Raw genomic sequence first — 12,564 nt, forward strand, 5'->3', positions numbered from 1 at the left:
CAATATTTTTCACAGCAATAAAAGCACCCTACTCTGAGGCAGCAGAATGACAAATGTCGGCCCCAATGCATTAAGCCTTGCAGTGGCCATTGCAATCAGTTCTTCTGTTATTGGAACAGAGGCACTCGCTGATCGCAGGCTACAGATAAAATCTGTCGATATTCAGGGCAATAAACATGTGGAGTTTATCCAGAGTGAGGTCATGGTTAAGCCAACTTTGGATCATGACCAGCAGCCAATAGCCAAATCCTTTACCACCACTTACCCTGATCAGACTCAAGTCAGAGCAGGCTATGACGTTCCTTCCGAAGGCTTCACAGACGTTCTTTCTGACATCCAGGGTGGCGTTTCAACTGTTGATCAGTTTGAAACAGACGACAATGACGTTGCTCAGAAGTACACCAAAATCCTGAAGGTGGGTAATGAGGGGATATTCAGGTTCACCCATAACCTTGAAGACAGCAAACTGGTCATTGAAGTCAGAGACGGAATGACCCGTCAGGATTCAATTGAGGCTGTTCGCACTCAACCAGGTGGTATCCGACCATTGGAACCGTTAACAAAAGTCGCCAGTCCCGAGCAACTGGCCGGGGTGCTGAAAGGCGCGCATGAAAGAGCGGGAAATCTTGGCGAAGCTGATCACTATGTCACCCTTGCCGCCCTTACAGTAGGTGAGATTGAAGTGAACGGGCGCACTTTTATGCGTCTTATCGCTGCAGGCGATCAGCCTCCTGAACCGGAGCGTTTGGGTGAATCGCTCTTTGTCAATGATGAGGCGCTTTTCGCAGCAGCCACCTCTGCCTATACCCAGATTTATCTTCTCGGAGAAGATTTACAACAGCGAGCTCTGGATAAGCTCTTCTACTACAATCAGCCTCTTGGCTATGTTGTCACTGTCGAGGATGACACTCAGGCTTATCCTGTGCCTTGGGGTTATCCAAAACTGGAACTAACTGAGGCTACGGGAAAGGTTATTGTTTTCCGTGGTCAGAAGCAGAATCCGACCGATCTCACTTTTGTGGAAAGCCTCTATGCCCCCTTGGATGGATTCGACCTTAATGATAATGACCCCATTGCACAGTTTAAAAAAGGTAAGGTCAAAAGCTACCAATACGTCATTCGAAGCAGGCAGATGGAGCTGCTGGAGAAGTTTGCTGCTGATTTAGCTATACAGCACGATGCTGAACTTGAAGAGGATAAAATAGTATTGCTTGCGTACTATGAATCTGTTCAGCAGGCATTAACCATTGCTACTTCATACGGAACCGATGAATTTGAACTCAAAGTAGGACATGTCGGTGCTGCGTCATCGGCTATTGCGCCGGGCTGGATGTTGTTTCAACTCGAAAAACGCTTCAGTTTCAAACCCGCATTCAAGGATCTTCTGACGAGTCGACATTTTCTTCACAACGTTCAAAAAGGTACAGACTTTGTCAACAAACTGATGCAGCAATTTGCTATTGGAGAAGATACAACATTTGTTAAAAAAGTGATTGGTAACGTGGCCCGTCAGCATCTTGAGTTAGAAAACACGCTGGAAGAGGAGCTGGCAAAAGCGGCCGAACTTGGCGAGCTAAACAAAAAATCACTTCACGAAATGAAGGAAGACGTTGAAAGAATGGCTATTGCCATTGATCAGAATGAGTATAAGCTCAGAGTAGAGCAAATCGAACAGAAACTTGAGAAGAATATTGAGCTGTTTGCTATCGAACTGAAAGATCTGAAAAATCAGAATCAGATGCTTCAGCAGGAAGCCGATCGAATTCCATACCTGAAACAAGAGGTGCTTGACGTTGCAGCAAAAACCATAAGGGCTCGCAACACAGAACTGGCAATAGAGCTTGGCATGGCTGACTGGGATGATACTCAGCCACCCGAAGAACAAACCAGACTCATCAAAAATAAAATCCATGAAAACAATCAGGCCAAAGCCGCAACATTTACTGCAAGTGGACAGCCTGATAAAGAAACTGTAAAAGCAAAACTGGCAGCCATTGAAAGCGAGCTCAGTATCACCCCGGTCGATGAAAACAATCTGGATGCCCGCTTTCAGTCTATTCAACAGCATATGCAACATCAGGCAACACTGGCCAATGAGAGAACCCGGCGCAGACTGGCTACCATTGAAGGTCAGCTCGGTCTGAGCCCGGATAACGACGCTGACCTTGAAGCCCGTCACTGGGCCATTCAGCAGCGCATTCGGCAGCAGGGATCGGAGGTGTTTCAACATCTTCAGCAACAGAGCACCAGAACAGATACTGCAAAAGCAGCTGAAATCAAAACCCGCTTCGCAACCATTGCCGCACGTTTAGACATTCAGGATTTTGATAGCAATGCAGATATTGAGACTCAACAAGAATGCCTGCTCGAAAAAATCAAGACAATGAATGTCCAACCAGAACGCCTGCATCACAGTACTCAAACAATCAATAAACAACAGGACTCAGAGAATTCTTACACCAGGCCCGAAAAATCTGCTCTGGCAGCGCCCCCTGGCCAAGACCAGAGTGAGCTGAATGAAGTCATCACGACAGAAGAGCTCAATGCTCTGAGGTCAACAATGCATTCCACGCTTCTCAGGAATGCAGCACTGGAAGAGCAACTGAAAGACATCATCACACCAGGCCAGTCCAAAGCCACGCCTGAAGTTCTTGAGACACTTCGTGCCGCAGAAAGAATTCTGCAGCAGAGTCACGTCAATGAAAGGGAAGATATATATTACAATCGTCAGATCATTTCTGAAGACATACGTCGATACATCAGTGAAGCCAGACAGCGGGAAGAGTCAGGGGCCTGGATCATATTGCAACTCCTGGAAGACAATCTCGGCATCGGTCACAGAGTCAGTGAAAGTGATGGCACAGCAGCAAAACTGGCAAGGGTTCTTACAAAACTTGATGGCGGTGATGTCTCAAATGACCAATTGGCTGACATAGACCAGCTTCTCCGGATGGCAACTGACAGGCCAGATCTGGAGGGTGATCCGGTGCCGGTGGATGTCTTGCTCTCCGATATTCGTGACTGTCTCAACTTATTGATCAACGAATCGGATCAGCGAGCCAGAAAACGACAGGCAAATCAGCTTATCGCTTTGGAAAACGCGCTAAGTATCTCACCTCAACATCGGGATGAAGAAGTGTTCAAAGTGGGTCAGCCTGAGGTTAATGAGCGTATCGCAGCCATCGAGAATGAGCTTGACAGACAAATGGCTCGCCTGGGACCCAAGCCCCGATTCGTCCTTGATCGTGATGTCGCCTTGGCCAAACGAGAAATTAAAGGAGCTGAAAATGATCTGGCAGCTTTTCATCACAAACTGAATAAGCTTCGTGGCAAAAACCTGGTATTTGCGGGGAACCTTGCTGATCTCCAACATATCCCGGATACAGAAAACCTGGCTCTCAACCAGAGAATGAAAGAAGTTCAGATCGACTTGGGTCTGGCTGCAAGTGACGAGCAAACCACTAAAGAGCGACTAAAAGACATCAGGCATTTCCTGCAGGAATCCAGTGCAGAAAAACGAGATGAAATCCTTGGGGAACTGAGAATCAAATCAGGTCTGGACATCCAGACAACAGGTGACCCCGGTTTAGAGGAAGCATCTTATTATTTGATTGCCACCGCATCCTGTGCAGATTCTCATGGTCAGAACGAAGACGATGAAGCCTTGGGTCAACTGCTTTATAACAGGAAAAGGTACACTCAGCTCACAGACTTTCTGCGTGAACACGACAGGAAGAGTATGAAAGTGACCATTGCAAAGAATACACAAGAGTATCTGGAGCGTAAAAAATGCGAGGTTATCGATCCAGGAGACTTCGATGAGCAGGCTAAAGCCGAACGGGAAAACGAAATGGCCTGGCTGAATTTAGCCCTTGAGCAATCCAGTGATGCGGTATCAAAAGCAGAAACCGCTCTGACGGATTTTCATAAAGCGGTTCTTGAAACCACTGAAAAAGACGTGGGTCTTGAACCAGCCCCTGCTGACACCCTTGAACAAAGGCTTAATGCCCTGAGAAACAGAAAGGTAGAGTATGGAGGAAATGATGGTTATGGTGGCACTGTCCGACACCTGATTCAGGAACAGGCTGATCTGCAAGGCAAGATTGAATTAAGGAAAGCAGACATTGAGAGAATAAAAGGAGTCCTTAAGGCTGCAGAGCAAGCTGTCGACAGTGACTCTGGTCCCTTCCAGTACACGCCGAAACAGGTAAAAGTTCTGGACACTATCCGTAAATTCACGCAGCAGCACCCTCTCAAAAAACAGGCTCTGGAAGCCGCAATTGGCCTGAGAAAAGCGGCAAGAGAAAGCCGTAAGTTAGCACCCACGCTTTCAGCTTTTGATTTTGACAATGAATTTGCAGTGATTCACATACAGGGGCAGCTCGGGGACAAACTGTCGTTTGAACAGGCCAGTCGGGTGGTGGAAATTTTCAAGAGCCTGAAGACCTTCCCGGAATCCACTCTCGAGCCTATTGCAAATCGACCTGAGAGTGCTATCAAACAGGTCGAAACTCTGTCGGCATGGGCCACCCGTCAGATAGAAACAGGGGCCCAACAATACGACGACCTGATTCGCGACATGGGCAAAACAGCCATTCACTTCGTCGAGCATGAACCTGGGGGCCTGAAAAGCTTCCCGGAATACTTCGCCAGCCATTCTGCCAGTGGTAACAAGATCATCACTTTGCTCCGTGAAGGTTTGATTAGCAAGGTTGAACTTGAGAGCTACATAAAGATCATCCGAATTGTAAAGGTCGTCAAAGGAGGTGCCCCTGGTTATCCGGCACAGGGCGAACTTGATTACTATATTCGCCACAAACACGGCGTCGACACGCACCACTTCTGGAGGGCTGTCAGGACGCTGTCCGAAAAAGGCGCTGAAGAGTTTATGCACAGCGCCTTTATTCCCGTGACCGTGACTGCAACCGGCCCGGCAGGTATGAGAGAGTCTGTTGCCGGTATGAAGGAGTACGCAACAGCTGTTATCGCCAACTACGTGCTGGATGATATTGCCTTTGAAAATGGCCGCAGGACAGCAGCATTTCTGGCCAATATTCAGGATACCCTGACACCTTACGCCAATGCTGCCGGAATATTGGAATCAGAACTGATCAAGGTTACCCATGACACATTGATGAAAGCTCAGGCCACCGCAGTTGAGCTTCAGCTAAAGGATTACTGGGTCAAACCTTCAGCCTCTCTGGTACAGGCTGTCACCTTGTACTACATCAGCTACAAACCACTACTGGCAGCGACTAAGACCTGGGATGCTGCCGGAGTGTCCTTGTTAAACACGCTGGGCATCTACATTCTGGATCTCACCAACAGGGGGGATTACATGCACAGAATGATCATACCTTTTCAGCACTGGTTGGAATACTATGGTATTGATCTTGACCGAACCGGCCAATATGTCTACCACGGCGGAGTTGAACAAGTCTCTGAAATGCTCGGGCTGGCCATGCCCTTTGGCAGGACCGAATCTTCAGTCATACTGCTGGCAACCGGCGTTATGCTGTTTACCAGACAAAACCATGCTAACCCGCATATGTATCGCAGTATTACCCGTCTGGTGCCCGAAATAGTAAAATCCATGGGTTCCAGGCAAGGGGTTCAGGTACCTCTGCTGCACCGGGTGACACCTCAAAAAATAAAGACTCTGGCCTCGGCCACAGCTGGTCTGGTGCTGGGTCCGGTAGCCACTTTCGGAGCATACGTTCATAGCTTTTTATTCGGAATCACCCATGCACAAATCTTCGGATTCGTACTGGCGTCAAGCCTCACTTTCGACTTTTTTATGAACGACAACAAGATGCTCACTCAATGGCTGGGTGGACCTCTTGGACGTAGTCTTGACAAAATTAATCGCTGGTGCGGCCTGGGTGAAACGTACAATGAGTATTTGCAGCGTACCGCTATTGCTTCACCTCAGGGCTTCAGTGAAACCGATGAAGAATATGCAAGCCGTGTTAAAGCCAACAACACCCTGTATGGCTGGACTCGACACGAAAATTACCTGCAGTTCCGTGAACGTCGTGATCGCACCATGAAACTGTTTGAGAATGGCTGGGAGAAATACTTCCGGGAAAATGTACCTAAATGGTCGTTTTCTCATGCAGAAAGTATTCCCTACTTCTTCACTCTCGGAGCCTTTTACGAATCGCAAAAGAGCGATGATCAAAAATTTCACAATCATGATAAGAGAAACGCCCCTCAATCAAGCTTTCCGTGATACGAGAAATGCCCCCTCAATCAAACTTTCTACCCAGCGCTGAGGTATCCGGATGACAAATGCCCGCCCCCGTGCATTAACCCTTGCAGTGGCCATTGCCATCGGCTCTTCCATCATGGCAACTCAGGCACTGGCGACACGCAGACTTCAGACAAAATTTGTCGGTATTCAGGACAATGGACAAGTGCAGCTCTTCCGGAGTAATGTCATAGTTAAACCAACTCTTGATGATAACCAGCAGCCAATACCTAAATCCTTTACCACCACCTACCCTGATATGTCTCATTTCAGTGACGACTATATCTTTCCTACTTTTATAGGCGTTCTTCCTGGCATCAACGAGGGCGTTTCCATTGTTGATCTGTTTGAAACAGATGAGAATAGCGTTGCTCAGAAATACACCAGAACCCTGAAGGTGGGTGATGAGGGCGTCTTCAGGTTCACCCATAACCTTGAAGAAGAAGAACTGGTCATTGAAGTCAGGGCCGGAATGACCGATCGGGATTCAGTTGCCGCTGTGCTTGAGCAAATGGAAGGCTTCGAATCACTGGAACCCTTAACAAAAACTGCCTCACCCTACATACTGGACGAAGTGCTCGTAGCTGCCGGAAACAGGGCAGGAAAACTCGGCACAAGTGATCATTATGTTGCCCTTGCCACCATTGAAGTAGACAAGGTTGCAGTGAATGGGCGCACCTTCATGCGTCTTGTCGCTGCAGGCGACCAGCCCCCTGACCTGCAGCGTCTGGGTCAGTCACTCTTTGTCAATGATGATGTTCTGCTGGCAGCCGCCACCTCTGCCTATTTTCAGGTTCATGTACTGGAACGGGATATACAACAGCAGGCTCTTAATGAACTGTTAGCACACAGCAAACCGGTCGGATATGTTGTGCACGTCGAAGATGACACGCGAGCTTACCCTGTACCTGCCGGCTATCCAAAGCTGGAAGTAACAGAAGCGCCGGGGGAGGTTATTGTGTTCAAGAGTTATTCACAGTATCCGACCAATGTCGCTTTTATAGAAACCCTCCTTAAATTCTGGCGAGAAGATGATGGTAAAAACCTGCCTGATGCAATAAAAACACAGGTTAAAAGCTATGAAACCAGATACTACCAGTACATCATCCGGAGCAGGCAGATGGCAGTGCTGGAGGAGATGGCTGCAAAACACGAACATCACGATGGTGAATTTAGCCTGTATCCAATGGCGATGCTTGCATACTATGAATATCTCCAGCAGGCATTGACCAGTGCTACTCCCGATAGTGCCTCTCAATTTGAATTCGCATTGGAACACATCACAACAGCTGCATCTGTCATCACGCCATCCTGGTTACATTTTCAACTCGAAAAACACTTCGGCTTCAAGCCTGTACTTGGAAATCTTCTGACTAAGCATCGCTTTATTGACACGTTAATACCTGTTGTCGGCGTAATCAACAAAGAGCAATCCGATGCTTTTGGGAACGACGAAGCCTTTGCTGGCAAAGTCATTAGCGACATAGCCAGACAGCTGCCTGAAATGTACAACTTAATGGAGGAGCTACATATAAAAGAAGCCAAAATCCTGGAGATCAACAATGAGTTGCAGCATGCAGTGGATACGCAGGTTGCTGGAGTAAAGGAAAAATTCGAAGCACTGGAAATCAAGGTACGAATCAATGATGAGCTTGAAAAGCTCCGTTTCAAACTGGCATCCCTGAAAGACCAGGAACAGAAACTTCGGCAGGAAAGTAAACGACTTCCAGCCCTGGAACAACAATTTCATAATGCCAGAAATGTTTACAATTCTGAAAAAGCAGCAAAGCTTGGCATAGTTGACTGGGATGATTCCCTGCCACTAGAAGAGCAAGCCAGACGAATCATAGAAAGAATTAATGACATCTTCGCAGCAGTTATCGCAACAGAACCGCGTCAGCAAGAAACTGTAGAACCCAGTCTGACGGCTATTGAACGTCAGCCCCGTATTATTCCAGAAAATGAAAACCATCCGGATGCCCGCTCTCAATCCCTTTCACAGTACCTGAAGCAGCAAGCAGCTGAGGTCGAGCAGGAAAATTTTCAGCAACGAAGCATCAGAACAGAAGCCGAAAAAATAGCGGCAACCAAAGCTCGCTTTGCAACCCTTGCCGAACATTTAAACATTCAGGATTTTGATGGCAATGCAGATATTGACGTTCAGCTGGAATGCCTGCTTGATAAAATCGAGACAATGGCTGCGCAACAAAAAAGCCTGCTGCAAATAGTTGAGACATTGAATGATCAATTGGATATAGAGAATTCTTATACCAGGGCCAGAAAAGCTGCTCTGACAGCCGTTTCAGGTATTGAGCTGAGTGGAGACAGCACGCCAGAAGACCGCAAGACACTGGAATCAAGGGTAAACTTCCAGCTCCACAGGCTTGCAGAACTGGAAGCAGAACTGGAAGCAGAACTGCAAGACATCATAACCCCTGGCCACCCCAGAGCCAGGCCTGAAGTAATTGAGACACTGAGATCCGCAGAAAATGTCCTTGAGATGAATGACGTTGATGAAAACGATGGTGAGTACCTCCGTCGTGATGCCATTTCTGAGAAAATTCAGACATACATTGCAGAAACCAGCCAGAGGGCAGAGCAACAAGCGCTGGTTGCTCTGAAAACCGCAGAAGAAATACTCAAGATCAATGTCAACGAAGCTGATGACAAAGCAATCCGACTTGAAAGGGTTTGTACAAAACTTGACAACAATGGTGTTTCGCAAGCCACGCTGGATACCATAGAGCAAACCCTCTGCAAAGAAGACATCACACCTGCCGACCAAAGGGATCTGCAACGCGAGAAGCTTCATCGGCGTCTTACTTTTCATGTCCAGGAGCCGGACAGGCAAGCCAGAAGACAACAGAAAAAGCTGCTTATAGCAATAGAAGAGAAACTGCAGGTCGACTCCGTTGTAAAAAATGAGGCTATAGAAAAGGGTAAAGCCTTCCTCGCCAGGCTGGCCAATGATCTGGGGGTGAAATATGAAAACGATGCTCACATGACTTACAACAAGTATCAAATTAGCGAAAAAATTATGGCATTAATGGACGAAGTTGACGAAGCCTATGTCCATGGGGATGTCAGAAGAAACAGAAACAATGAAATTGCTCATCAACTCAACATTGACGACTATAAAGATGACGCCACCATAGAAGACCAAAACATTCTAATCAGTAAAAAACTGCAACAGCTGGATCAAAAAGTATACCAGGCAGGTTTTGCTGAGGTTAATGAGCATATCACGGCCATTGAGAATGAGCTTGACAGGCAAATGGCCCGGCTGGGACCAAAACCCCGATACGTTCTTGATCGTGCAGTAGCCAGAGCCGAGCAAGCAGTAGAAAAAGCTAAAAGTGAGCTGGGGTCTGCTTATCAAAAACGGGATGCTATTGATGTCACACAGCTTTTGCTTAGCTTGAACCCTGTTGTCCGCCAAGGAATCTTGGATGAAGAAAAAGAAGCTCTCAATCAGGCAATAAAACAACTTCAGGTCGAGTGGGGTCAGACTGCAAGTGATGAGCAAACCCTTGAAGAGCGAGCAAAGGACTTCAAGCACTTCCTTTTAGAGCGAAAAAAAACCGTAAAACATTTCCTGCGGAGTTTCAAAGGAAGTCGAGATGAAATCGCTGAGAAAGTGAAAGCCAGAATAGATCATGAAACTCAGACAACAGATGACACCATTTTACTGAAACAAGCTTATTCCTCCATTCATTCTGACGGCAATTATAGAGACAGGATTATTCACAAAGCAATCGATGAAATCGATGAGGTATTGGATGAACAGACTTTAATCAGGAAAAAGTACGCTGATGTCACAGTATTCCTGAATGAGCACGACAGGAAAAGTATGGAATTGACCAATACCCGCCTTGAAGAGGGGAATGCGCAGGAGGGTCTGGTTGCTAAAAGACAGGAGATTATCCATTCCGGAGACATGGAGCCGGGTTCAGCCCTGAAGCAGAAAAGTGAAGCTGTATCAAAAGCAGAAGTCGCTCTGAGGGATTATCATAAAAAAGCTCTTGAAACCGTCGAAGAAGCCGTGGGTCTTAAACCAGACGCTACTGCCCCCCTGGAACAACGGATTGATGCCCTGAGAAACAGACAGTTACAACTGGGCAGTGAAAACGTTATCAGCGACAAGGTCCGGCAACTGATTCAGAAAAGGGCCTCCCTGGATGGTGAAATTGCAACCAGGAAAGCACACATTGAGAGAATGAAGGCTGCCCTGGAGGCTGCCCAGAAAGCCGTCGAAAATCAAGGCGGTCCCTTCCAGTACACGCCGAAGCAGGCAAAAGTTCTGGACGCTATCCAGACATTCACGTGGCAACAACCTCTCAAACGACAAGCTCTGCAAGCCGCAATGGGTCTGGCAGTAATAAACGGTAAGACAATACCCCATCTTCCGGATTTCAATTTTGACGATGAATTCGCGCCCATTCACTTGCAGACAGTGGTCGAAGACTTAACGTTTAAACAGGCCAGTCGGATTGTGGAAGTCTTCAAGACCCTGAAGAGGGATTACCCGGCCTACCCTTCCGAGCCTGCGGAAGATCAGCCTGTGAATATTCTGGAAGAAGTCCAGAATCTGGTACATAGAGCCAAGCATGAGATGGAAACAGGAGCACCAGAATACGATGACGAAATTTACGCCATCGGCTTAGCAAGCATTCACTTCGTCGAGCGTGAACCAGAGGACCTGAAAAGCAGCTTCTCGGAATACTTCGCTACCCATTCTGCCACCGGTAACAAGATCATAGCTCTGCTGCGTGAAGGTCTGATCAGTCAGGTTGAACTTGAGAACTACGTGAAGGCCATCAGGGGCGCCTATGGTTATCAGACAGTGGCAGAATTTGAGCACTTCCTTGGCTACAAGCACGGCGTCAATGTGCCTCACTTCAAAGATGCCGTCCAGATGCTGTCCGACACGGCTGCCAGGGAATTCATGCAGGATGCCTTTACGCCTGTGACAGCAACTGGCCCGGTGGCTATGAAAGCGTCGGTTGCCGACATGACAGAGTACGCTGCTGCAGTCATCGCCAACTATGTTCTTGACGATATTGCTTTTGACAATGGCCGCAGGACGGCAGCTTTCCTGACCAATGTTAAGGACACCCTGACACCTTACGCCAATGCTGCCGGAATATCTGAATCAGAACTGATCCGGGTTATTCATGGCACCTTGAAGCAGGCTCATGCTGCAGCGGTTGAACAGCAACTCAATGATTACTGGGTCAAACCTTCAGCCGCTCTGGTACAGGCTTTTACCTGGTACTTCTCGAGCTACAAACCGCTACTGGTAGCCCATAACGCCTGGCAGGCTAACTTACTCTCCCTCTCAAACATGTCGTTACTCTATCTTCTGGATCTGACCAACAGGGGGGATTACCTGCACAGGATGCTGACACCTTTCCAGCACTGGTTGCAACACTACGGTATTGATCTTGACCGAACCTTCCAATATTCCGAACACAATGACATTGAACAAGTCTCTGAAGTCGCAGGGCTGACAATGCCATTGGGCAAGGCCGCTTCCTCAGTCATTCTGCTGAGAACCGGCTCTATGCTGTTTGCCAGACAGTACAACGCCAACCCCCTCATGTATCGCAGCCTTTCCCGTCTGGTACCCGAAATAGTGAAATCCATGGGTTCCGGACAAGGGTTTCAGGTGCCGCTGCTGAACAGGGTGACACCACAAAAAGTGAAAACCCTGGCCTCTGCCACAGCCGGTCTGGTGCTGGGTCCGGTAGCCACTGTCGGAGCATACGTTCACGGTCTGGTATCCGGGTTTACCTACGCTAAAACCTTCGGCTTCGCTCTGGCATCGAGTCTCACTTACGACTTTTTTATGAACGACAACAAGATGCTCACTCAATGGCTGGGTGGACCTCTGGGTCGTAGCCTTGACAGGATTAATCGCTGGCGAGGCGTCGGTGAAACGCAGGACGATTATGTGAAACGTACGGCCATTGCCACACCTCAGCGCTATGTTGAAACCGATGAAGAGTACGCAAGCCGAGTCAAGGCAAATAACACCATGTATGGCTGGACTCTGCACGAAAATTATCTGCAGTTCCGTGAACGCCGTGATCGCACCATGAAACTGTTTGAGAATGGCTGGGAGAAATACTTCAGGGAAAAAGTGCCTAAATGGTCATTTTCCCATGCAGAAAGTATTCCTTACTCCTACACTCTGGGTGCCTTCTATGAGCAGCAACAGGGCGATGATCAGAAAGTTCAGGGTCATGACAAGAGAAATACTCCTCAATCAAGCTTTCCACTTGCCGCCCCGGCAGACCACCCTGATTGAAAGC

2 protein-coding genes are annotated in these 12,564 nt (G+C 47.9%); both read left to right on the plus strand.

Annotated elements, in window-relative coordinates; genetic code table 11:
• Positions 1-46 precede the first annotated feature (46 nt).
• Positions 47-6,232, plus strand: a complete 6,186-nt coding sequence (locus tag ACOMHB_RS18865; RefSeq protein ID WP_448217777.1) for a coiled-coil domain-containing protein — start codon at positions 47-49, stop codon at positions 6,230-6,232.
• 52 nt (positions 6,233-6,284) lie between these two features.
• The gene (locus ACOMHB_RS18870) at positions 6,285-12,560 is read left to right on the plus strand and encodes a hypothetical protein (RefSeq protein WP_448217778.1); all 6,276 of its coding nucleotides are present in this window, start codon (positions 6,285-6,287) and stop codon (positions 12,558-12,560) included.
• Positions 12,561-12,564: the final 4 nt, after the last annotated feature.

It is taken from the genome of Endozoicomonas sp. 2B-B (assembly GCF_053470045.1).

What these genes read in the sequence shown, in the direction of transcription:
- ACOMHB_RS18870 (WP_448217778.1), top strand. Translation starts at nt 6,285, where the DNA reads ATGACAAATGCCCGCCCCCGTGCATTAACCCTTGCAGTGGCCATTGCC.
- ACOMHB_RS18865 (WP_448217777.1), top strand. Translation starts at nt 47, where the DNA reads ATGACAAATGTCGGCCCCAATGCATTAAGCCTTGCAGTGGCCATTGCA.